This window comes from Hyphomicrobium denitrificans 1NES1 (genome assembly GCF_000230975.2).
Taxonomy (GTDB): Bacteria; Pseudomonadota; Alphaproteobacteria; order Rhizobiales; family Hyphomicrobiaceae; genus Hyphomicrobium_B; species Hyphomicrobium_B denitrificans_A.
In genome coordinates this window covers 2,452,708-2,475,284 of sequence record NC_021172.1, presented here as the reverse complement: position 1 = coordinate 2,475,284, position 22,577 = coordinate 2,452,708, and the positions used below count along the sequence as shown (strand labels likewise).

The following is a 22,577-nucleotide window of genomic DNA, read 5'->3' as shown; positions in this document are numbered from 1 at the left end:
CGACTTGGAAAGTCCGAAGGGAGATACTCGCATCTGAATGTTCCCGTTTGTGCCTCACTCCGGCCCGTCTGAGGGTATTGCCGGCCTCACGCCTTCCGCTCGATTGGCCTTGCCGTGGTCGAATGGACGTCACGCTCCGTTCGCGCCGGCAAGGGCTTCTGCTCGCTCGATCCGGGACCCTCCTGATGAACGATCTCTGCGATCAGTCCACGCTGCGCAAGCAGTTTGTTCACTCGCGCGAGCTCATCGCACCAGCCTTGTTCGACTTCGACATCACGGCGATTAACGCCGGAGCTGCGGCCAAGATGATCGTAGGCACGCACTTTCGACTGGATGGCGCCGCCGGGCGCAGCGCTGAGCTGCACGTCGTAGTTCGGCTCAGAGGGCTTCTGGATCGTGATGCGGCTCCCCTCGTCCCAGGCGGAGCCCTGCAGATTGACCTCATAGCCGAGTTCTTGCAGCTCGCTCAGAAGCACGGAGCGAATGCGCTCGCCATCCCGGCGCTTACCCTCGGCTTCCGCCCACGCCCGAGCGTCGTCGGATGCACTGCGCGCCGCCGCAAGGTCACCCCCACTGGCGGCGACCGTCAGCCGCTCGCGGAGGGTCTCAGCGCTGAGCGACTGGAATGGGGTCAACCAGGCAAGACCATTATCAATAACCGCGTCGATCTCTCTTTTCCGCTTTGCCATGTTGAGGCGGTCCTGCGCCTCGAGTTCGATCGAGTCGATGAGCAGGTCGCGCTCGGTGAGGCTCTTTGCCGGCAGTTCCTGCAGCCGGGCGACGAGATCGCTGACCGACACGAGGTCGGAATCGAGCCGTGACAGCTTTTCCGAAAGCTGGATTATGCGCCCGGGCGGAGTCGCAGCGTCCATCGCATCGGCGCCATACGGTGCTTGTCCCGGCTCTCCAAGACCGCCTTTCGTCAGAACCGTCGAGCTCCCCGTTGGAGACGCCGCCAGAAGGTCTCGCGCAAGCGCGATCTGATCGTTGGTCAATGCTGGATCGGCGACATCAAGCGGTGTCTTGATGCGTTGCCGAATGATCTGCTCGATCTTTGCCTGTGCTTCCTGAAACTTGCCGGCATAAAGGCCATCGGCCCTTTTTGAGATTGCCTCAAGCTCCATTCGCTCGCTCGTCGTTGCTGCTGATGCCAAGAGCGTTGCCGCCGTCAATTCGAGGCGCAGCCTTTTCGACTTGGCTTCCGTCAGTTCCTTTTCGAGCCGGCGCTCTACCTCCGGAAGCTCGTCGTAGAGCCGGTTGTAGTCATCGACAAAATCGTTCCACTTGTTCGCATCGACAAGCTTGCGATAGCGGTTGAGCATCTCGCTCCAGTTCTCGCCCGCGACCGGCTCGAGCTTTGCGAGTTCTTGCTGCAGCCGCGCGCAGCGCTCCAGCATGGAACGGATCAGAGCGATCTTGCGGCGAGTCTCGCGCTCTTCGGCATCCGAGATCTTGTAGTTCACCCAAACGAGTTTGCTCATGCGGCTCTGGCCCTGGCTATCGCCGTGCGGGCGGCAAGGATCAGACGCTCGCGTTCGCGAGCTTGGTCCTGCACCCACGCGGATGATTGGATTCGGTGAAGACTGAGGCCCGAGCGGGCGAGCAATTTTGGGCGCCACACTTCCCGCGCTCGGGCTTGGCGGAGCAGGTGGTGGCGCGGACTGTCGAACTCGATGCCGAGCGCATAAAGCCCTGTCTCGGGATGGGTAACGGCAATGTCGAGACTAAAGGCATCCTCTGGGGGCATCAGGGAGGCGTCGAACCCGTCTCGGTGGAGAGCATCGAGGGCCTGAAGGACCAACGCATCGGACTGGAGATCCAAATGCGGCCCTCCATAGCGTGGCACGCTGTCGAATGCGCCGAGGATGCTTTGTGCGGCCTCGAACTCACCGTCATGAACGAGTTCAGCGTATCGCATATACGCCTGGAGGTAGTCGCGTGCCATTGTCGGCGCTCGACGTTGGCCGATGAAACTCGATATCTCGGCGGTGGGCATGGAAGTCACCAACACGACCTTCTGCTTGGCGCGCGTTACGGCGACGTTCAACCGGCGTTCACCTCCTTGTTGGTTGAGGACGCCGAATACACGCTTGAAGACGCTGTTCTCATCCCGCCCGAAGGTTGTCGAGAACACAATCCAGTCGCGCTCGTCGCCCTGGACGTTCTCCAGGTTCTTGACAAAGAAGCTGACGTCCTCGCCATCCGCCGAGCGCGTCCGTTCCCGGTCCAGTGAGCGCGCGAACTTGCGATCCTCGTCGGCGCGCTGGCGAACCCGTGCCTCGATCAGCTCGGCCTGCTTCATGTTGAAGGTGACAACACCGACCGTGGGCGGTGTTGGTAACGAGGCCCAAAGCTCGCCAAGCAGATTGACGATGGCACCGGCCTCGTCCGCGTTCGTCTGGTCCCGGTAGAGTCCGTCCACACGGTGAATCTCAATCGGCTTTGCGCGCTTCACGTCATCGACTGGCCGGCGCACGGGGACATTGAGTTTGCCGCCGTAGTAGGCCGCGTTCGAGAAGGCGATCAGTTCGCGGTAGGCAGACCGATAATGGATGTCGAGGCTTGCCGGCGGTAGCAAGCCCGTCGCTAATGTAAGGAGATCCTCACAGTCCTTGATATGGCGTTCGCTTGCCGCCAACTCCCGCGGGTCGATCGACCCGACGTTCGCTTCCGCATCTGCGCCGTCTTCGACCGGATCTCCATCAACATTCGACCAGGGATCATCCGTGTCATCGTCGGCTGGGCTACTGGCCTCGGCCCGCGTCCCGAAGAAATTGGTTGGCGGCAACTGTTTCTCGTCGCCACTAATGATGGCGCGCTTCGCCCTGTAGAGCGCCGGCAGAGCGTTCACCACACGCATCTGCGAAGCCTCGTCGAAAATCACCACGTCGAACAGCCCAGACTCGAGGGGAAGCATGCGGCTTGCCACGTCAGGGTTGACGAGCCAGACAGGCCGTAGTTTCAAGAGGCCAAGGCTGCGCCCCTTTTCAAAGATCTGGCGCAGGCGCTGAGCGTTGACGCCGCCGATCGACCAGATCCGCGACCAATCCTGAGTGCCCCGGATGCCATTAGGGCCGATATGCGCGAGGTAGCGCCTGTTGACATCCCGCATCTGGCTATCGAGGGACTCAAGCTTTGCGATATCGGACTCGAGCTGAGTTCTGATCCGCTGCAATTGCGGGTGACGGGTTTCGATTTCGCCCTTCCAGGCGGCCGCCGCCTCACGGCGCATCAGGGCAGCAACCGTATCGCACGGGCTTGCATAGGAACGGAGCGCGTCGGCGACCGGCTCTAGTTCGACAAACACCGCACGGGCCACCGGCGACAACTGGGCCTGACGAAGCCGGAAGGTCTGAAGCGGCACCAAAGCCGGCATCGCCTCGTGGACCGCCTGCCAATTGAACGGGAGCGACGATTCGATCCTGATGGACCTTTTGATACCGTCCAGTGCCTCCTCTGTAAGATAGCGGGCGACACGCTCCACACCTTTCAGGGTCAGCGCATTGGAGGCCGCCACAGCTCTTGCGCAATCGAGCGCGGTCAGGAGGGGGGCGAGCGGTGGTATGCGTGTGTCCCGGCGGCTCGTGCTGATCTCGCTGGCGAACCGTTCAACGTGCGGCCACAGACCCGCAACAGGAGCTGCTTCGAGGCGATCTGCGAGATCCCGGAAGTCGTTCAGGTGACCTGCCAGAGATCGCGCCACCTCCAGCATCTGAGTGCGATCTGCTGGGCAGCCGAGCCTCTCGCCGAAAGCGGCGCCGATTTCTTCAAGTTCCCGGAGGGTGGACCTCAAGGTCGTCTCGAACTGCGCAGCCTCCGCGTGCGCGAGACAGGCGACTTGGTCCGTTGCGGCACCACGGCCCAAAAGCACGGACTTTGCCGCCCGGCGCCTCAACAGCCGAGGAAGATTGAGGAAGGAGAACAGACCGGGCACCGAGCGGAGTGCCGGCAGAGCGCCGGAGAGGGCACCAAGCTCTTCTGGCGTCCATTCGCGAACCGAAGAATAAAAGAGGCTCGCAGGGCCGGGCATGGCGAGCCAATCGAGCCGCTCGATCAGGTCTGCGAGCCGCTTCCGGCCGGCCTCTGCGTCGCCCAGATGCTGGCCATCTGGTGCGAAAAAACTGCGCCAGCGATTGGCACGCTCCAGCACCTCAGGCGGGATCGTCTCCAATGCTTGTTGATTCTCATCGAGCCATCGGCCGAGCGCATCGGCGTCGGAGCACAAAATGCCCTGGAGATCAGCATCGAGCCTCTTACGCCCAGTGATAGCCATGACGCGCGTCTCATCGGCAGCTCGAAGATCGGTAAGGTCATTGGAGATGTGCGCCGCGAGCGCGGCGTCAGTGGCGAACGGGCGCAGGAATTCGAGTGCCGAATGCGCAATCCCGCCTTTGAGCCAGACGTCGACAAGGCCGGAGCAGTCGCTGATGACGATCTCCAGCTCACCTGCACTCAAAGGGCCTAGGAGTGCTCTGAGCCCCGGCACCGAGAGATCTGCCACGCGTGCATCGTTCTGAGCAATGATCGCGAGCACCTCGCGATAAGTGAGGTCCAGACGGTCGTCGGTCACATGGAGTGCTTCGTGATAGGCGTCGAGATCTGCTTCGAGCGCATCAAACTGCGTCGCGATCTGGCTTCGTCGCGCAAGCGCGTTGGCCCCTGGCACCGTTCGCGCATCGAGAATGTGAGGAACCTGCTCTCGCAATTGGTTCAGCACTGTGACGCGATCGCTCTGCGTGTTCTCGATCCGGAACGCACGATGGTCGATCTTTTCCGCTGCAAGCCGCTTCTGCACGACATCGAGCGCCGCCTTCTTCTCGCAAACGACGAGCACGCTCTCACCGCGGCCGATGCAGTCCGTGATGATATTGACAATGGTCTGGCTCTTGCCGGTTCCCGGAGGCCCTTGCACAACGAGGCCTGGCGCATGGCGGGCGCGGAACACGGCCTCTTCCTGTGAGGGATCAGCCTCAAGTGTCGTGAAGCGATCGAGGTGAGAGACCTTGCCAAGCTCTGGCTGTTTGTCTGGCGTGCTCAGGCGCAATAAACATTCGAGTGCCGTGCCTTCGAGCGGCTTCTGCTGAAGCTGCCGGAGATCATTTGCGATCGCCTGGCTCGAGAATTCGGCGAGGAAGATTGCGCCACTGGCGTGCATGGCAAGCTTGTTCACCGCCTTGATCGCCTTCGCCTGCGGCAGTGGGACAAGTTTCTCTTCGGCGCGGCCCTCCACAAGCTCGGCGACTGCCCTCAGAACCGTTGTGTGACTGTCGAAGCCGTCACGAAGTCGATCATTCGCCCAGTCTTGCCAACGAGCCGCCGCTTCGGGTCCCAGGATGGTCTCCAGCGCCGGATTGAGTTGAACCTCGCGTGTCGGGTCGAACCCGATCGACACCGATCCGGCTGCCCCCCGCTGGACCGCGAGCGTGATCGGCCAGAGGAAGACGGGAGCAATTCGCGTTTTCTCACCGTCGTCGTTCTTGAGTTTGAGTGTCAGGATCGGGAACGCCAGGAAGAGGGCGTCAAGGCCGGTATCGCGGAGATACGTTCGAGCCTTTGATTCAATGGCCCGAAGCTTGTCGATGAGGTTTGCAGGCACTGCGTCTCTAGGCAGGTCGACCGCAGCGTCGGCGCGGCTCACGATCGCATCAAGAATGCGTTCTTGCAGGTTGACCCTGCCAAGCCCCGTCACGTCGAGGACGCTGGCTGTTGCACGCATCTGAACCAGCGGACCTCGTTGGATGCCTGCAAGTACTTGCCGCTCGAGGAAGCTGACGACATTTCGAACGTAGTCTTGATGCGGCGGCTCAGCCCAATCCGAGGCGGGGATGGCCGAAACGACCAGAAGCCGCGAAAGGGGCATGCGGCGGTTCGCGGCCCGATAGGTATCCATCCAGCCGTCGATCGCTTCTCGCCCGCAGCGCTCGAAACCCGGCACGCGTGCTTCGAGCTCATCGGCGAGGTCTCGTCGGGGCCGCGTCAGCTCCTTGATCGCGCTTTGCCGGTCGAACTCCGTTACCCCCGCTTCTTTTGCCAGCCGCTCAGCTTCCCTCAGAATCTCTTCGGCGGGCTTGAAGTTCTCTATGGACGCGGCCGCTAAGAGCAGCAGGTCCTCGTCGTTCAGATTTCGCCGATCGATGAGACTTGCGAGAATAGGGTTATCGCTGTCCGGAAATAGTCCGCGCTTGCCGCTCCATCGCTGTTCGAGCGCGGCTGTGGAGGTCGCGAGTTGGAGAACTGACAATTCAATGTCATCGAGCGTGATGTGGGCATCTCTGGCACGCGATCGAACACGCTGAGCTCTATCCGCGAGCAAAATGAGCCAATGATCACTTGGCCTCTTCAGGCGACGCAAATAGGCGATGGGCTCACGTGCGAGCCATTTGATTCCGGCTTCGGGCTCAGAAAGCAAAGCCCTCGGCGTGACGAATTCACCTCTGATGCATAACGGCAGGTTCGAATTGAGAGCTGCAAGTGCGAGTGCGAGCGGGAAATCGCTGTTCAGTTCCTTCAACCGCTGATCGCTTGTAAGATTCCTGATGGTGTTGAGGGGTACCGGTGTCTTTTCGAAGTCGTCGAGCCAACTGGCGATACGGCCGTGGTCGAGCGCCGCCTGCGCGTCCGCCCAATTCGCGTCTTCGGCTGCCACGAACGTGAACTCGGCGGGCGAGGTAATCCGGCGATCCGCGAAGGGGATCGCTGGCCCGCTGCTCGTGGTGCCCCCGTGCTCATACTCCGTTGCGATGTCGTTTTCGCCATCAGTCCACCTGAGGGCCTGCTCTGCTCGCCAGCGGCTTTCATGGTTCCGCGTTAGCAGACCCTCGAGAAGGTTGCGCCACCGCGCATTAAGTCCTTCCGGCAGCGCAACGCCACGCGCGACAAGATGGAGCAGAAAGGCGCGATCATGCACGCCTTCGAAGCATCGGCCATCCGTCAGCATCTCAAGGAGAATGATGCCGAGACTCCACCAATCCGATGCAGCAGTCGAGGCTTCCGCCACAGATTCCGGGGCCATGTAACGGCTGGTTTGCCGGAACCGGCTCGCCTCGACATCGAACTCGGCAATTCGCGCGGATGCGAAGTCGGTCACGCAAAGGGTCAGAGGGTCTTCCGACCGGACCCGAATGACCGACGGTTGCAGATTGCCGTGCCTGAGCCCACGCTGTTCGAACGCCACAAGTGTCTTGATCAACGCAACCGCGACCTGCTCAATTGCATCGGGATCATGAATGACCTTGTGGCGGAACTCACCCAGAGTCCGGCCTTCGACATGCTCCCAAACCTCATATGCTCGGCCCTCGAAACGCCCGTGCGCAATGAGCCTCCCGACGTCGCGACGGTCGAGACTCTGGAGAACGGCGTAAAGACTTTGATTTGGTTCCAGGCCGGTCTGGAAGTGACGCAGGACATGAACGGTCTCGTCGTGCTCACGGCGAGCGAGGTAGAGGTCAGCGTCTGTCGTGGCAGGCGGTAGTTCGGCGACAATTTGCCAATCGCCAATGGTTCTTGCCGATTTGTCTGGCGATCTCGGCTCTTGGTTAGCACCAAGCCTCGCGCCGCAGGTCAGGCACAGCACATCGTCAGGCTCGACGGCATGGCCGTTCGGGCACAATCCATCTGCTCCATCTACGGGCGGCTCTTGACTTGTCCCGCTCGCAGTGGCTTCCGCGCGCTCCACAGGTTCAATCGGCCCGACCTGTTCGGCGGGCCTTTGGCCAGCCGGCATTGGGTGGATATCCAGCAGAGGAAAGCGGCAGGCCTCACCACTTTCCAAAATGTGGTTGCATTCGTCTTCGTCGAGCGGGCGCCCATGTCCGCAAGCGGGACAAACGCGAACGTACAAAGTCATATCGTTCCCCCTAGGCGCCCAGCAGAGGTCAGCGCCTTGATCCCGGCTCCGCCCAGACGATGTCCCAGGCGATCGAGATCGCCCGGCCCCGGAACACCGGCGAGCCAAATAGAACCGTCAGACTCCGCAATGAGGTCGAGCTTGCCGCCCCGTTCGGACCACTCCGCTTCAGCCCGTCGCCACAGTTCCGTACCGCGCTCGGTCAGACAGGTGACGCGCTGGTTGGCTGAGCCAAAGAGAGGAGCACTGACGGCCATCGTGGATTCGAACGGCTCGGAGATCAGCACATCGAGCATGGACAGCGTTTGATGATGCCGATCTCGCAGGAACTCGTAGGCGAAGCCCGAGTAGGTGAGTACGGGAAGTCCACCGGCCACGCGCAAGCCCTGAAGAAGCGCAAGTAGCGCTTCCGGCTGCTCGAACGGTTCGCCCCCGGAGATGGTCACACCGTCGGCCTCGCTAAGCCATGGTGCGATGCTTTCAAGCAGCGCATCAACGGTGATCTTGCGCCGAGCTGTCACCCAGGTGTCGCGGCTCATGCAATCAGGACAGCGGATCGAGCAGCCCTGGAACCAGATCCCGATGCGTCGTCCAGGTCCGAGCGCACTGATCGGAAAATGCACCCGCGAAAGTCCCACCTCAGTACTCATCGAAAAATCGATCCCGTCTCAAAAATATCCTATTGCGCCAGTGTGAGCGTCGTAATTCCACGCTCGTTCGTGACGTCGGTGATGGTAACGGCCGTTCCCGGCTGGGGGTCGAGAGCAAAGAGCGTGCGCGCCAACGGGTTGACGAGATGCACCTCGACTTGGTTGCGAATGCCGCGGCCTCCATTCGAGAGATCACGCAGGCAAAGTTCTTCCAAGCGTGAGCTGGCATCGGTCGTGAACGACAGCGTGAGCTGCTGCTCAGACCGCACATCATCGATGACGCGATCAACCATCAGCTCAAGGATTTCACGCGCAACTGATGGCCGGATGAAATCGAAGACGATGACATTCTCGCCGATGCGATTCAGGATCTCGGGCCGGGAAATCTCCAGCTTGAAGTGCCGCTCGATCTCGGACCGCACCTTGTGGCGGACCTCATCGAGCGGCTCGTCCGAGGCGGCATTCGCCACGCGCGTTCCATCGGGCAGGACCCGTGTCATGCCGAGGTTCGACGTGAAGATGATCAGGCTTTCCGAGAAATAGACGCGCTCGCCGCGCCCCGAGGTCAGCACACCGTCGTCGAGGATCTGCAGGAACTTATCGAGGATGCGCGGATGCGCCTTCTCGATCTCGTCGAACAGAACGACGGAAAAAGGCTTTTGCCGAATGGCGTTGGTGAGTTCGCCGCCCGTGTCGTAGCCGATGTAGCCAGGCGGCGCACCGATGAGCCTTTGATCGGCATGCTCGGCGGAGAATTCGCTCATGTCGAAGCGGATGTAGGCGCTCTCGTCCCCAAACAGCAGGCTCGTGATCGTTTTTGCGAGTTCTGTCTTGCCGACGCCAGTTGGGCCTGCCAGGAACGCCACGCCGCGTGGGCGCCCGCCGCGCCGGCCACCAATGCCGGTCGCTGCCCGCTTCACGATGTCGAGCATGTGCTGGACCGCATGATCCTGCCCGCGTACGCGGGCCTGAACGTATTGTTCGGCACCCTTGAGCTTTGCGCGATCGATCTTGCGCCAGACGTCCTCGGTGACGCCGAGCTTGTAGCGTCGCACGGCCTCGGCCGCGTCGGTGACGGCCAGGCCTTCGGTGCGCGAGAGCTGCACGATGTTCGCAATATCGACGACGAGCAATCCCTCCGTCCCGTCGACAAAGGCCTGCTCGGCTTTCTTGATGGCGTCCGGGTCCGCTTCCCCAGACGAGTTGAGGGAGCGCGAGAGCTTGGAGATGACCGCGCGGCGGACGACATGGTCGGGCTTGGGCAGCGGGATGTGCCGCAGCCGCGGGTTGTTGACGACAAGCCAGTCCGGCAGATCGCCTTCTTTCTCGACGATCTCAATCAGAGGGTTGTAATAGGGCTGACGCGTCTTGGGATGGACCTTGGGCTCGACCGTGAGGCCTGAGACCAGCGCGCCGGTAAAGCCACGGTGTTCATTGTCGATCAGCCGTTCCGGGTGGACGATCATGCGTGCGGCGAAGTCCGCAATCACCGCCGTGGGCTCTAGCGCTGTTGTAACGAGCTTGGTCGACAGCTCGAAAAAGCGCTCGATCGATGCGGGGGCACAACCTGCGCTGTCGAAGGTGATCCCTTGATCGGCGAAGTAAGCCTGGTCGGTCTTGGGGTCGCGCCCGACGATCGGCGGCAGACGGAACCCACGCGCCGGATCGTAGGCGATGACCCGCACGATGCCGGCTTCGACCAGCTCCGCACCGAGGTAGGCAACAAGCGGCAGGATTGTCACCTCGCCTTGCGGAGTCATCCGCGGAAAGCGATCCCGCACATTGCCGGACAATACGAACTGGCTCTTTAGCGGCAGGAACCGCAGGAAGTCCCTCGTCCAGCGTGGTTTTTCGAGAGCGGAAATTGTGTCGTTCATCTCGAAAGCCCCCCGCCTCCGCTAAACCTAGAACCAAGCGTGCTAGACATCCGTCTACGCAGCAACAGTTCATCTCAAGAATTGCATATAGCGCCACTCGCATGACAGAAACTGTCATGTGCCAGCTTGGCGGCCATATTCCTGCCGCTACGGCAGTCCAGGGAAATCAGTGCGCCGGTGATCGGCGACCATCTCGCGCAGCGCGGCCGGCTCCAAGATCTCAACCTCGGCGCCCCACATGTAGAGGTACCAAGCCATTTCTAGATGCCCCGACGCCTTGAAGCGCACGATCAGCGATCCGTCTGGCTGGTCCTCGGCCTGCTGGCTGGGATGGAACTCAAAGCCGCGGGCATGCGCGGCGGCGCGGGGCGAGAACCGCCAGACCACCTCGCCATACTCTTGCGGGTTCTGGAACACACCGAACGAGCGGTGCGCAAAGGCCTTCAGGTTGAAGGATGGATCGCGCGCGAAGCGCTCGCTCGTCGCCTTGGCGTCTGAGATACGTTCCATCACGTACAGCCTGACGAGGGTCTCCTTGTCATCGGCCGGTCGAGCCACGAGGTAGCGGCGGATACCCGTCAAGAGCCCATAAGGTGCCAGCCGCCGCACGGTCGCCTGCGATTCATTGCGTGCTTGGTACGTCACTTCCAGAATAAGGCAGGCCTTGATGGCCTCGGCGATCGCCGCCGCGATCTTGCGATCAATCTTTGGCCGCGGGCCGGGGCGCGCAGCGAGTCCTTGTGCTTCCAGCAACGCCTCGTGATCGGTTTCGAGCCGGGCGGCCTTGGCGCGCGGCACAAGCGCCATGACTTTCTCCCGCAGCGTCAGCAGTTGCTCAGCCTCGATCGTTAGCCCCGACCGCTTCATCGTCTCGACCGCCAGATCGAGTGCGGCCAACTCGTCGGGTAGGAGCGTCAGGAGATCGCGCAGCGGGGCGGCCGGCAGGCGCCAACGCTTGCGCCCACTATCGTCGAGACTCGTAATCGTTTCCGAGAATTTCATCTCCAGAGTGTGCAGCATCCGCTGCGCGGTGCGCTTCGACACGGAAAAGCGGTTTTCAACGTCGTCAAGCGTGATGCCGGTATGGCGCGCCGCGGCCATTGTCGCGAGGTCGATCAGCTGTTCGGCTTTGACAAAGGACATGCGGGGAACTCGAGCTACGTTCCAACAGGCTTACCACGGACACGCTAGCGTGACACTTCTTGTCACCCCGTCAGAGTATAGGCGGTGTGTCTCGCGGGGCGGCGCGGGCTGACTGCACCGTGGCGATCAAAAACGTGGGGAAGCAGCTTTTCACAAGGCGCTGAGGCGACGCACGCCATCAAGGTGTGGCGTCGTAGTTTTTCATTCTAGTTCAGTATGTTGGCAGCTCCGGAATCACGCAATGATAGACGGTTTTCAGTGCATTTTTCCCGTCGGAAATGCTAAGATTGAAAATTGGGATTTAGGGGGAAGCGGTGAGCCAATCAGCCTTGAATCGCCGGACATTTATAACCTCCGGCGTTGCCGGCGGGCTGTGGGCGCTGGGCGGATTTGGTGCCCTCGGAGCGGCGCGCGAAATGCCGATCGTCCTCAAGCCATTCGCCCATAGCCGCACTGTCACGACTTTCGCCCAGGGCTTGTTCGATCACTGGCACTTTGCGGACGAGACCGATTTCCCGCCGCTGCGTCAGATGATCGAAGCGGAGTTTATTCAAACAGGCACGCCGAACATCTACGATTGGGATTACCGTCCGGCGACTGGGCCGGCTCCGCAGGACAGCGAGGCTGACAAAATCGAGCGCCGCAGCGCTGCGTTTTTCGCCCGACTGGCGATCGAACACATTGCGCCGTGTGCTTTGCGCCGTGCCGGTTTTGAGCAGATGGCGGCCGATGTCGCGAGCGGCGTGCTTGCGCCGGCGGCGGCACAACATACGATCGGTGCAGCGGATGCGGCTCGTTGCCGGGCGGCAGGGGCACCGTCGCCAATGCCCACGCTTGAGTCGAGCGCTTATGGCGCCAGCGCCCACGCCTCGACAACTGCATTCTATGCCGGCCACCAAGAAATCGATGTCGTCGCTCAGACGGGGTATTTCTGCGCCCGTGCCTTGCTCGACGCGTTCTCCTACGACGACGATATCGTTATCGCGGATACCGCTTGGATTTGGGACTTTGCAGCGATGGTGATCAACGCGGCAATCGATTTGGATTCGGACACAAATGCTTTGCACGTCCTAGCTCTGAATACGGCGGTCTGACCCCTTCGACGAAGATCACGAGGAGCTTTGTTGCTATGTACGATATTCAGATGCACGAAGTGTCCGACCAGTTTGCACGGTGCTGGCAGGCCGCCGGGCGGCACATCGCGGCACAAGCACAAGGACCGATAAGCTGGCTGAAGGCGGCGCTGGTGCCACCCTACCTTGAGCACCTATCGTTCCGTCTCGGCAATCAACTCTTCTTCGTTCGGATCGAGGACGTGGACAGCGAGTTGGACGTTCCCGCTAGCCGAGAGGGTCTGCTGCGCATTGCCGAAGGCTGCAACGGGTATCCCTGTCTCATGCCGATGCGGCTTCGCGCCGGAAACTGGTTACCTGAAGCCGGCGGGTGGGGATTAATCGATGCGCACACAGGCTTAGCCATCGACCCAGTCGCGCTTGTGAGTGATGAACGCATCGAGATGACGGATTGGGAAGTCCATGATGCCGCGGTTCAGGTTGTGCGCGATGACCTGAAAAGTGCCGGCAAGAAACTGATGTCGTGGACGGGGCATCCGCAAGTCGATCCCGCCATCTGGTTCGTTGGCGATAGCGGACCGGAATGGGTGGTGGTCAGGGCAGTGCGCTATCCGGCGCTTGAGGCAAGCCCGCCGGCAGATTGGCAGCGTCTGGCCGAGCATTGTGCTTCAGTCAGCACGATCGGGCACTTCGCATCAGTGTCGTTGGCCAGCGCCGAGGATGCCTTCGATCCAGATCACGTCATTCCGCCGGAACCGCTCTGGCGTGGCCACGCGATGCGCGTGCGCTTCGATGGGCTCGTCCCAGGGCCTGTGTAAGGCGTGTGTTCTGATGGGCCGCTCCGGTGCGTCCAGCCCATGGGGGGAGATCGCCAAACCTCAAGAACCTAAATCGTGTCACTGATGACACGGCCTGACAACCTCATGCTAAAGCCACTCGCTCAGGTCGCGTCGTCCGTCTACGACCGAGACCAGCTCGATGATGCTATCTGCCTCGTTGTGCTCGTAGAGCAGCAAGTAGTTCCCCTCCACCAGCATTCTCACGCCCGGCCGAATGTCGTCGCGCATAGTGCCAATATCGGGGAATTCGCGCAACGCGCTAAGCTTTGCGTCGATCCGCAACAGCACGCGGTCGGCTGCATCAGGACTGTCCGCAGCAATGTAGCGCCAGATTTCCCGCAGTTCTTCTTCGGCGCGCCGTGAGGTAACGACCTCAACCACGCTTGCGAGCTTTCTTGGCATCCTTGGCCCGCTCGTCGGCAATGAGCGCCTTCATATTGAGCGGTCCTGCAATGCCGCTGGCTTTGCCCGCATCCCAACGCTGACGGAGAAGTTCCACGTCGCGCTCACGCAGTTGCCGCCGGCTCTCCCAGAGCCGGAGCGCGTCGCGGACAACCTCGCTCGTCGAAGCGTATTCCCCTGCTTCCACTGCTTGGCGCACGGTGTCAGCCATGGGGGTGGGGAGTGCGATACTCAGTCGTTCTATTTCAGCCATGTCATCCTCCATGGGTCCAACATGGGGTCCGCGGCACGATGTTGCAAGAAGTATTACTTATTAATACCGCTCGTGGGGCAGGCCAGAGTACGATCCGATGCGCAGGAACCTGAGCAGCAGTGTTGCATCCGGTTTCCCATCCTCCGCCAGAACGCCCTCTCGGCCCTCAAAAATCCTAGGTTTTTCGGCCTAGATGCCGTTCGTCCGGCACGAAACCCAGAGACGGAGCCATGTTCGGGCGGGCGACCGCTTCGCAGATTGCTTCGGCGTCCGCATAGTCGCTTTCACGTAGGGCCTCACGTATGCCTGCGGCATGAGCCGGACCTGGCGCACCATTTTGCAAGAACGATGCCCTTCCTCCGCACGCTTGCGGAGCGCGCAATTGTTGCTTCGTCTCCCACAAACCGAAAGAGATAGTCTCAGATAATCCTGTTGATCGTCGTCGGGAGCGGCGTCTCGTGGAAAATTTGAACACTACTGCTTAGCATTCATGTCCGACGAGTCTTGATGGACTGGCAGAACAGGCTCGGGCTTGGCGTCGACAAGGTCACCTCCCCAATCGCTCCAACCGTCGATGCCTTCACTTAGCCAATAAACATTCTGGTAACCCAAGGCTGCGGCGCGGCGGACGGCGTTCCACGACATCCAGCAGTCGGCCTTGCAATAAAATATGATGGCGCGAGACCGGTCACCATGAGTGAGCCTCGCGAGGTTGTCCGCGAAATACTTGAACTGGTCCGGAGTAAGCACGCCTTGTCCGACGTCCGCGAGCCATGTGGATCCGGCAATATTGAGGTGGGGCTTCAGTAAATGCCATTGACCGGTTTCAGAATTCGGTCGCCCACCTTCCGACGGCATGACGTCGACGAGAACAGCCTGGCGGGCAGCAATGAGTTCGGGAACGTCAGCGGCCATGATCCGCTTACCGCCAGGAACGCCTTCAGGCGTCGGCGAGCGATAGCGTGCAATGCGATAGCCTGTGACTGGATCAAACACTGCTTCGTCGGCCAAGCTCATAGAAACACCCGCCACGGACCAAGCGAGCAGCAGAGCCACGAGTTTCCACATGGTCTCAGCGAGTTTCTGTTTGTGTCTTGCTTTCGAGCGTAGCGCTGCCGGCAGTATGCTCGGGAGTCGCACGGATCGCTACGCCCCAAGGATAACGGCCGACCTTAACAGATTTTAGTGCGCGCAAACTTGCTGTATCGACCACGGTGACGTCATTCGAGACACCGTTGGTCGTGAACAATAAATCGTCCTTCGGTGATAGCTCCAGATGCCAGACTCGCTGACCGACGAGCACGTAGGACTTCACCTTTGCCGTTGCAACGTCGACGACTGCGACGCGGTTTGCAGGACCGAGAGCAACGAATGCGGTCTTCGCATCGCGTGTCATGCGAATTCCAACGGGCTGAATGCTGTCGCGCCGAACGCCTGGAATGGCAAACGTAATTTTCTTTTCCATCTCGCGCTTGGCAACGTCGATGATCGACACCGTGCCACCGATCTCTGAAGATACCCAAAGCTTGGCGCCATCCGGCGTGAATTGCGCATATCGTGGCCGTTGATCCACCAGGATATTCGCGAGCACGTCGAAGGTCGCGGTATCGATAATGTGGACCATGTTGGTCGTTTCAGAGGTCGTGACGGCTATTTTGTCGTCCGGTGAGACGGCCATGCCTTCAGGCTCGATCCCGACGTCGATCTGCTTGACGACCTGCCGCGTCCCAACGTCGACGACGGTCGTGACGGCATTATCTTCGTTCGCGATATAGAGAAGCCGACCGTCGTGCGAGAGTGCGAACTGTTCGGGGTCCGCACCTGACGGCAAATCGTGCAGCATTGTCCCGGTCGTTGCGTCGTACACCTGGACGGAGTTGCTATCGCTGGCGCAAACGAAAAACTTCGTAAAATCGCGGGAAAACGTTATTCCGCGTGGCCGTTTGCCAACATTAAGCGTGCGGACAACATTGAGCGTACGCGCGTCGATAACTGAGACCGTATTGTCCTTTTCGTTGGTAACGTAGATTTCGTCGGCAATCGCGGCATGCATCGGCATAAACAAAAAACAGCACGCGAGTAGAGCTCGTCGTCCCATCCTCGACCTCTCCTGCGCCAATGTATACGGTTCTTGGGAAGATCCTGATCGACTTCAAACTGCTTCTAAGACGGCACGCCGATACCTTCTCGCTTAACGAGCTATACGCAATACGACGTTCGTAGGCCCGGCCAGGCATATACGCCGGTAATGCTGCCGCCCTGAACTAAAGAGCAATTCGTCGGCGGCAACGCTCCCCGTATATCAGAGAAAAAAATTAGGAAACGTTGGTAGGACGCCTAGGGAGCTTGAATATGTCGTTATCACGTGTGGCGATGGCGGTGGCCATTGCATTGGCTGTTGCGACACTCATTGATAATGTCGCGTTTGCTCATGGCAACGTGACGCCGCAACCGATCGATGCTTCCGAGCTGAAGCAGATTGGGAAAGATTGGCTGAGCGAAAATCCGTATCGGGGTGACCCAAAAGCAATCGCTATCGGAGCTTCTGGCTACAATCAGAACTGCGCGCGCTGCCATGGTCTTGAGGTGATCTCCGGCGGCATAGCCCCTGACTTGCGCTATCTTGAGACGGGAAAAACCGGCGACGAATGGTTTCTGGAGCGCATCCGTCATGGCAAGAAGAATGCAGAAGGCACTACGATTATGCCGGCATTCGAAGGAATCTTCTCACAGGAAGCAATGTGGGCTATCCGCGCTTATCTCGAGTCCAAGCACGAAGAATAGGTTCCCACATGTTTCGCATTTTTACGTCTCGATCGGCCATTCGATTGGCATGCGCCTTGGGAATCGCGATCGGGATGTTGTCGGGGGGCGCTGCCGCACGACCTCTGGACGAGGTCGTCGGCAGCGGTATTCTGCGTGTGATTGCCTATCTCGATAACGCTCCGTTTTCGTGGGACGATAACGGTAAGCCTCGGGGCATCGACGTCGATATTGCCAATGCAGTCGCCAATGAGTTGGGAGTGAAGTCGGAAGTCATCCTCCGGATGCCCGGCGAGAAAGGCGACGATGATCTGCGCGTAAATGTGTGGAAGGGCCCTCTGACGGGCGGCGGCGTCGGCGATTTGATGATGCACGTTCCGATCGATCGCGAGTTCGCCGTCCGCAATCCTGAGGCAGTGATCGGCAACCCGTATTTCCAGGAGCGTATCGCCGTTGCTATTGACATCGATCGCACCGGGCCTAATCCGACCTTCGATGTTTTCAAAAGGATGAAGATCGGCGTGCAGCTGGGCACTGTCTCAGATTATTTTCTAATGAGATTCGAGGATGGCGCGTTGATCGACAATATTGTCCATCACGTAAGGGCGGAAGACGGCGCGCAGGAATTCAAGAGCAAGGAAATTGCCGCTCTTATGGGGCAGCGCGCTCGCGTCGAGGCTTTGCTCCACGATATTGGTGTCACACCCCGTATTGCCGAACCTGGAATGGACGGCATCGTACGCAATCAGTGGGTTGTTGGCATGGCATGGAAAGAGAATAGCCGCGATCTCGGCTACGCGGTGCAAGCGAGTCTCGACAAACTGAAGGCCAGCGGCAAACTCGCAGAGATCTTTAGGTCATATGGCGTCACGTACATTCAACCGCCAATCGATGACGGTGTATCCAACCAACAGAACTAAACGGCGATGCCAACATATGGTGAGTCGATCCCCTTATATCATTCGACTGACTGCACTGATGCTCTTGGCGGCAATGCCAGCGCGTGCCGAGGTCCTCAAGGACGCCTTCAATTCTCCTATGTGGGAGATGCTATCTGAGCGGTATTTTGGCCAAGCCGCAGTGATTTTCGACGACCGCGTAAAGGTCAGCGTACCGCCTATCGTCGAGAATCAGGCGCAAGTGCCGATTACCGCGGATGCGCGCATGCTCGACGGCGTTAAAAAGCTGATCGTATTTGCCGATCTCAATCCGATTCAGCTCGCGCTGGAACTCGAACCGATAAAGGCGAAAGCGTTCGTTGCATTCCGCATGAAGATCGAGCAGGCGACTCCGGTTAGGGCGGCGGCGCTGACCGAGGATGGCGTCTGGCACGTCGGCGGCGTGTTTTTGAATGCGGCAGGTGGGGGCTGTACGGCACCGCCCAAGGATAACGGAGGCGTTTCCTGGTTTGACACCCTGGGCGAAACGCAAGGTCGCCTATGGCAGGAAAAGGACGGCAGCGTGCGAGCCCGTTTCCGTATCAGTCATCCGATGGATACGGGTCTTGGACGGGACAACACGCCCGCCTATTACATCGAAAAGGTCGAAGCTAAAGAGCCGGCGGGCGCCACGCTGGCGCGCCTCGCGATGCACGAGCCGGTCAGCCAAAACCCGACCTTGACTCTTGTGGTCGATCTGCCCCGCCAGGATCAAGGACTCGACATCGACAGCCGCGACAACAACGGCACGATCTATCGGGCCAATCTGGCTGCACCCTGGCGCCAGAGCCATGACGATCAGCGCGAAGGGTCATTGAACGCGCCATGAAGCCGATCCTGACACGCCGTCAATCCCTCTTGCTCGGAGCAAGTGCATTATCGTTATTCTGTTGTTGCCCGCCAGGCAGGGCAGAGCCTCACCACTACGATCTCAAGCCTCGGAAACTGACTGACGGCGTGTGGGTTACGCGTGGGTCGGACGAAGCGATCAATGAGCGGAACGGCGGCGCCATCGCCAACGTTGCAATTCTGGATTCGAAGGAAGGCGCGATTCTGATCGATACAGGCCCGTCACGCCGTTTTGGCGAAGCGTTGATGGCGCTCGCCAAGGAGCTGACGGGCAAGCCCGTCGTTCGGGTCTATCTCACGCATTTCCATCCCGACCACATGTTCGGCAATCAGGCTTTCGATCCGGCAACCCTGGCCGCGACCCAGGGCACGATCGACGGCATGAAGGAATACGGAAATGCATTTTCCGATTCGATGTACCGTGCCGCTGGCGATTGGATGCGCGGTACGGAGCTGGTGCTGCCGAAGTCGGTCGTCAATAGCGAGCCCGAAGACTTCGGCGGTCGTCGCTTACGGCCCATCGCGATGCGCGGGCATACGCCGTCCGATCTTGCGCTGTTCGACGAGAAGACCGGCATACTTTTTGCTGGCGATCTGGTCTTCCTCGACCGCGCCCCGACCACGCCGCACGCCGATATCGAACGTTGGCGCATCAGCTTGGCGAATATTTCAGCGATTCCAAATGCGATGATCGTGCCGGGGCACGGTCCGGCGGAGAGCGGTAGCCGCGGTACTACTCAGACGTCTCAATGGCTTGAGGCGATCGCAAGCATCATCGGCGATGCCTTCGATCGCGGTTTGGACATTTCCGAAGCGATGGCCCTCCCACTTCCGGATTGGACCGAGAGCATTGCACTTGCGCGCTATGAATACGAGCGCTCGGTCATGCATCTCTACCCGCAACTAGAGGCATCGCGCTGGCCGCGCATTGACGAGAGATAATAGTCTATCGACTACACGCTAGACTTTGGATGAATAGACCAATTGCCAACTATTCCTGACCTGCCAGCAATGTAGGTTTCCCGCGCTTTCCAGAAATTCCCGACATGAAGACGAATAACAACCCGTGCGAGGGAAAATACCAAGGAAACGCAAATAAAAATTGCGAGGAAACACAAACCCATAAAGGGAGGTCTTAATGAAAACCTGGAGATGGTTGGCAACGACGAGTGCCTTTGCACTGTCGTTGGGCATAACGACGGCTGTACAAGCCGACGTATCAATCGACGATATTCTCAATGATGCGAAGACCACGCAGGATGTCGTGACTGCCGGTCTTGGCGGTCAGGGGCAACGCTACAGCCCACTCAATGAAATAAATAAAGACAACGCCGCGAGCTTGGTTCCCGCCTGGGCAATGTCGCTCGGCGGCGAGAAAATGCGCGGCCAGGAATCTCAAGCCCTTGTCAAAGACGGGATCATGTACGTCACCGGCTCTTACAGCCGCGTGTGGGCGATCGATACTAAAACCGGACACGAGATCTGGGAATACGACGCTCGCCTTCCGGAAGGCATTCTCCCTTGCTGCGACGTCGTCAATCGCGGCGCCGCACTCATCGGCGACAAAGTGATTTTCGGCACGCTGGACGCCAAGCTTGTCGCTCTCAATCAGAAGACCGGCAAGGTCGTCTGGATGAAGGAAATCGACGATTTCAAGGGTGGCTATTCCTACACGGCTCCGCCTCTGATCGTTCCCACTAAGACGTTCGGACCTCTGATCATTACCGGCGTGTCTGGCGGTGAATTCGGTATCGTCGGCCGCATCGATGCGCGCAAAGCCGACAACGGCGAACTCGTCTGGACGCGTCCCACGATCGAAGGCCATATGGGCACGCTCAATGGCTCTGAGTCGACCATGACGGGTAAGAAGAACGAAACCTGGAAGGGCGATCTCTGGAAGACGGGTGGCGGCGCGACGTGGCTAGGGGGCACCTATGACGCCGAGACCAATACGATCTTCGTCGGCACAGGCAACCCTGCGCCCTGGAACAGCCACATGCGGCCGGGCGACAACCGCTGGTCGTGCTCGCGACTTGCGATCGATCCCGAGACCGGCAACATCAAATGGGGTTTCCAGACGACACCCAACGATGGCTGGGACTTCGACGGCGTGAACGAAGTCGTGTCGTTCGATCTCGATGGCACCAAGGCTGTCGCGACCGCAGACCGCAACGGGTTCTTCTACGTGCTCAACCGTGAGAACGGAAAATTCATCCGTGGTTTCCCGTTCGTCGAGAAGATCACGTGGGCTACTGGTCTCGATGAGAACGGTCGTCCGAAATTCGTCGCGGACAACCGCCCAGGCGATCCAAAAGACTCCAAGGACGGCAAACAGGGCAAGTCGGTGTTCGCTGTGCCGAGCTTCCTTGGCGGCAAAAACCAGCAGCCGATGGCTTATAGCCCGGACACAAAGCTGTTCTATGTTCCGTCCAATGAGTGGGGCATGGACATCCACAACGAGCCGGTTACGTACAAGAAGGGTGCTGCGTATCTCGGTGCTGGTTTCACGATCAAACCGATCTTCGAAGATCACATCGGTGCGTTGAAGGCAGTCGATCCTGCAACGGGCAAGATCGTCTGGCAGATCAACAACAAGGCTCCGCTGTGGGGCGGCGTTCTGACAACCGGCGGCGGCCTCGTCGTCTACGGAACGCCGGAGGGCGATCTTAAAGTTGTCGACGCCAAGGACGGGAAAGAGCTTTGGCACTTCAATACCGGCTCGGGCATCGTCGCCCCGCCGATCACCTGGGAACAAGACGGCGAACAGATGATCTCGGTCATATCGGGTTGGGGCGGTGCAGTTCCGCTCTGGGGTGGTGAAGTTGCAAAAACCGTTCAACACCTGAACCAGGGCGGGATGGTTTGGACCTTCAAGATTCCGAAGAAAACAGCCTCCAACTAAACTTTTTACTGCCACGCAAGCTTCATTCAGAAGGCAGGTCTTCGGACTTGCCTTTTTTTTATGTGAGGCCGACAAGCAATTAGGCGGATTGTTTCTCAGACGGCATCCGAGGCTTGGTCGCTACGCGAGATATGGTGAAATGAAGCGAACCGAATCGTTCATGCTGAACGCTCTCAAAGCCGCTTCGCTGGTGCTCGCTATTCTGTGCGACGGCAGGTTCGGCGCGCTTCGAAGTTCAGAGCCGTTCCATGTCGACGCTGCCCTGATCCTCGCAGTCGATATTTCGCAATCAGTCGATAAAGATCGCTATCGCCTTCAAATTGAAGGGATGGCTCAAGCGCTCGAAAACAAAGCCGTCGCAGACGCAATTATCTCAGGCCCCTACGGACGTATCGCAGTCCAGTTTATCGTATGGGCTGACGGCGTGGAAACGACAATTCCGTGGCAGATCATATCCAATGAACAAAATGCATTGACGTTCTCGGGCCTCATCCGCCGGCAGACGCATCGCGCAGGCGAATATACCTGCATGGCGCGCATGATGCGCATCGTCGACGGGGGCATGCTCGATGATTTGCCGTTCACTGCTACGCGTACGATTTTGGATATATCCGGCGACGGCATCGACAACTGCGCAGAACCGGCGGCTATCGATGATGCACGTGATCGCCTTGTCCGGCGCGGCGTCACCATCAACGGCTTGCCAATCATCGTAAGCGGAGAGAATGATGTGGTCGGTGCAGGCGCCTATCGCGCGCCGGGTTTCGGCTTACGCCCCTTATCGCACGATCCGGGCGTGGAAACGACGCTCGACCACTGGTTCAAAGATCACGTTATCGGCGGGCGAGGGGCATTCGTCCAGCCGTCCCAAGGTTACGAGGAGATCAGCCGCGCATTCCAGCAAAAATTTTTGACCGAGATCAGCAGTGTTGTTTTCGAGCCCAGACGCTATCATGAATTGGGAAGCCATTAGGGTTGGGTCACGGGCTCACCACATCTTCAAATGTTTCTCTCGACACGAGGCTGCGAAAGCGCGCCACTT

At 59.6% G+C, this 22,577-nt stretch carries 17 protein-coding genes; 8 read left to right on the top strand and 9 right to left on the bottom strand.

The window, feature by feature from the left end:
• Positions 1 to 86 precede the first annotated feature (86 nt).
• The 5 genes from HYPDE_RS11840 to HYPDE_RS11820 form a co-directional block, all read right to left on the bottom strand.
• On the bottom strand, positions 87 to 1,481 hold the full coding sequence (locus tag HYPDE_RS11840) for a hypothetical protein (RefSeq protein WP_015598703.1): 1,395 nt from the start codon (positions 1,479 to 1,481) through the stop codon (positions 87 to 89).
• On the bottom strand, positions 1,478 to 7,609 hold the full coding sequence (locus tag HYPDE_RS11835; protein WP_187290828.1) for an AAA domain-containing protein: 6,132 nt from the start codon (positions 7,607 to 7,609) through the stop codon (positions 1,478 to 1,480). The genes HYPDE_RS11840 and HYPDE_RS11835 overlap by 4 nt, the downstream gene beginning before the upstream one ends.
• A gap of 233 nt (positions 7,610 to 7,842) precedes the next feature.
• Positions 7,843 to 8,496 carry a 4Fe-4S single cluster domain-containing protein gene (locus tag HYPDE_RS11830; protein ID WP_081625119.1) on the bottom strand — a complete coding sequence of 218 codons (654 nt, stop codon included), beginning with the start codon at positions 8,494 to 8,496 and terminating at the stop codon, positions 7,843 to 7,845.
• A gap of 29 nt (positions 8,497 to 8,525) precedes the next feature.
• Positions 8,526 to 10,373, bottom strand: coding sequence for an AAA family ATPase (locus HYPDE_RS11825; protein WP_015598700.1), 1,848 nt, complete (start codon positions 10,371 to 10,373; stop codon positions 8,526 to 8,528).
• 147 nt (positions 10,374 to 10,520) lie between these two features.
• Positions 10,521 to 11,474, bottom strand: a complete 954-nt coding sequence (locus HYPDE_RS11820; RefSeq protein WP_201764371.1) for a helix-turn-helix transcriptional regulator — start codon at positions 11,472 to 11,474, stop codon at positions 10,521 to 10,523.
• A 356-nt stretch (positions 11,475 to 11,830) separates the two neighbouring features.
• Between HYPDE_RS11820 and HYPDE_RS11815 the strand changes: the two genes are divergently transcribed.
• Positions 11,831 to 12,610, top strand: a complete 780-nt coding sequence (locus HYPDE_RS11815) for a hypothetical protein (RefSeq protein WP_144061259.1) — start codon at positions 11,831 to 11,833, stop codon at positions 12,608 to 12,610.
• Positions 12,611 to 12,645: 35 nt separating this feature from the next.
• Positions 12,646 to 13,407: a hypothetical protein gene (locus tag HYPDE_RS19375; RefSeq protein ID WP_015598697.1), complete on the top strand. Its 762-nt coding sequence runs from the start codon at positions 12,646 to 12,648 to the stop codon at positions 13,405 to 13,407.
• Positions 13,408 to 13,515: 108 nt separating this feature from the next.
• Here HYPDE_RS19375 and HYPDE_RS11805 read toward each other — a convergent pair whose 3' ends face one another.
• From HYPDE_RS11805 to HYPDE_RS11790, 4 genes are all read right to left on the bottom strand, one after another.
• Positions 13,516 to 13,830 carry a type II toxin-antitoxin system RelE/ParE family toxin gene (locus tag HYPDE_RS11805; protein ID WP_041320442.1) on the bottom strand — a complete coding sequence of 105 codons (315 nt, stop codon included), beginning with the start codon at positions 13,828 to 13,830 and terminating at the stop codon, positions 13,516 to 13,518.
• The gene (locus HYPDE_RS11800; protein WP_041321217.1) at positions 13,802 to 14,083 is read right to left on the bottom strand and encodes a type II toxin-antitoxin system ParD family antitoxin; all 282 of its coding nucleotides are present in this window, start codon (positions 14,081 to 14,083) and stop codon (positions 13,802 to 13,804) included. Before HYPDE_RS11800 ends, HYPDE_RS11805 begins: the two co-directional genes overlap by 29 nt.
• A 474-nt stretch (positions 14,084 to 14,557) precedes the next feature.
• Complete coding sequence (locus tag HYPDE_RS11795) at positions 14,558 to 15,151, bottom strand: rhodanese-like domain-containing protein (RefSeq protein WP_015598693.1); 594 nt, start codon at positions 15,149 to 15,151, stop codon at positions 14,558 to 14,560.
• Between the two features lie 4 nt (positions 15,152 to 15,155).
• Positions 15,156 to 16,181, bottom strand: coding sequence for a PQQ-dependent catabolism-associated beta-propeller protein (locus HYPDE_RS11790; protein ID WP_041320440.1), 1,026 nt, complete (start codon positions 16,179 to 16,181; stop codon positions 15,156 to 15,158).
• 254 nt (positions 16,182 to 16,435) lie between these two features.
• Here HYPDE_RS11790 and pedF point away from each other — a divergent pair, with 254 nt between their 5' ends.
• The 6 genes from pedF (at position 16,436) to HYPDE_RS11760 (ending at position 22,508) form a co-directional block, all read left to right on the top strand.
• A complete protein-coding gene (gene pedF, locus HYPDE_RS11785; protein ID WP_081625118.1) occupies positions 16,436 to 16,867 on the top strand; it encodes a cytochrome c-550 PedF in 432 nt (143 codons plus the stop codon).
• A gap of 8 nt (positions 16,868 to 16,875) precedes the next feature.
• Complete coding sequence (locus HYPDE_RS11780) at positions 16,876 to 17,766, top strand: substrate-binding periplasmic protein (RefSeq protein WP_051111997.1); 891 nt, start codon at positions 16,876 to 16,878, stop codon at positions 17,764 to 17,766.
• A 16-nt stretch (positions 17,767 to 17,782) separates the two neighbouring features.
• Entirely contained in the window at positions 17,783 to 18,613 is an 831-nt protein-coding gene (locus HYPDE_RS11775) for a quinoprotein dehydrogenase-associated SoxYZ-like carrier (RefSeq protein ID WP_015598689.1), read from the top strand.
• A complete protein-coding gene (locus HYPDE_RS11770; protein ID WP_015598688.1) occupies positions 18,610 to 19,575 on the top strand; it encodes a quinoprotein relay system zinc metallohydrolase 1 in 966 nt (321 codons plus the stop codon). The genes HYPDE_RS11775 and HYPDE_RS11770 overlap by 4 nt, the downstream gene beginning before the upstream one ends.
• Before the next feature lie 196 nt (positions 19,576 to 19,771).
• Positions 19,772 to 21,535 carry a PQQ-dependent methanol/ethanol family dehydrogenase gene (locus HYPDE_RS11765; RefSeq protein WP_041320436.1) on the top strand — a complete coding sequence of 588 codons (1,764 nt, stop codon included), beginning with the start codon at positions 19,772 to 19,774 and terminating at the stop codon, positions 21,533 to 21,535.
• Positions 21,536 to 21,674: 139 nt separating this feature from the next.
• A complete protein-coding gene (locus HYPDE_RS11760; RefSeq protein ID WP_015598686.1) occupies positions 21,675 to 22,508 on the top strand; it encodes a DUF1194 domain-containing protein in 834 nt (277 codons plus the stop codon).
• Positions 22,509 to 22,577: the final 69 nt, after the last annotated feature.

Bases quoted from the DNA above. Each gene is read 5' to 3' on its own strand.
- HYPDE_RS11840 (WP_015598703.1), bottom strand. From the start codon at position 1,481: ATGAGCAAACTCGTTTGGGTGAACTACAAGATCTCGGATGCCGAAGAG.
- HYPDE_RS11830 (WP_081625119.1), bottom strand. From the start codon at position 8,496: ATGAGTACTGAGGTGGGACTTTCGCGGGTGCATTTTCCGATCAGTGCG.
- HYPDE_RS11825 (WP_015598700.1), bottom strand. From the start codon at position 10,373: ATGAACGACACAATTTCCGCTCTCGAAAAACCACGCTGGACGAGGGAC.
- HYPDE_RS11820 (WP_201764371.1), bottom strand. From the start codon at position 11,474: ATGGCCGCGGCGCGCCATACCGGCATCACGCTTGACGACGTTGAAAAC.
- HYPDE_RS19375 (WP_015598697.1), top strand. From the start codon at position 12,646: ATGTACGATATTCAGATGCACGAAGTGTCCGACCAGTTTGCACGGTGC.
- HYPDE_RS11805 (WP_041320442.1), bottom strand. From the start codon at position 13,830: ATGCCAAGAAAGCTCGCAAGCGTGGTTGAGGTCGTTACCTCACGGCGC.
- HYPDE_RS11800 (WP_041321217.1), bottom strand. From the start codon at position 14,083: ATGGCTGAAATAGAACGACTGAGTATCGCACTCCCCACCCCCATGGCT.
- HYPDE_RS11795 (WP_015598693.1), bottom strand. From the start codon at position 15,151: ATGTGGAAACTCGTGGCTCTGCTGCTCGCTTGGTCCGTGGCGGGTGTT.
- HYPDE_RS11790 (WP_041320440.1), bottom strand. From the start codon at position 16,181: ATGGGACGACGAGCTCTACTCGCGTGCTGTTTTTTGTTTATGCCGATG.
- pedF (WP_081625118.1), top strand. From the start codon at position 16,436: ATGTCGTTATCACGTGTGGCGATGGCGGTGGCCATTGCATTGGCTGTT.
- HYPDE_RS11780 (WP_051111997.1), top strand. From the start codon at position 16,876: ATGTTTCGCATTTTTACGTCTCGATCGGCCATTCGATTGGCATGCGCC.
- HYPDE_RS11775 (WP_015598689.1), top strand. From the start codon at position 17,783: ATGGTGAGTCGATCCCCTTATATCATTCGACTGACTGCACTGATGCTC.
- HYPDE_RS11770 (WP_015598688.1), top strand. From the start codon at position 18,610: ATGAAGCCGATCCTGACACGCCGTCAATCCCTCTTGCTCGGAGCAAGT.
- HYPDE_RS11765 (WP_041320436.1), top strand. From the start codon at position 19,772: ATGAAAACCTGGAGATGGTTGGCAACGACGAGTGCCTTTGCACTGTCG.
- HYPDE_RS11760 (WP_015598686.1), top strand. From the start codon at position 21,675: ATGAAGCGAACCGAATCGTTCATGCTGAACGCTCTCAAAGCCGCTTCG.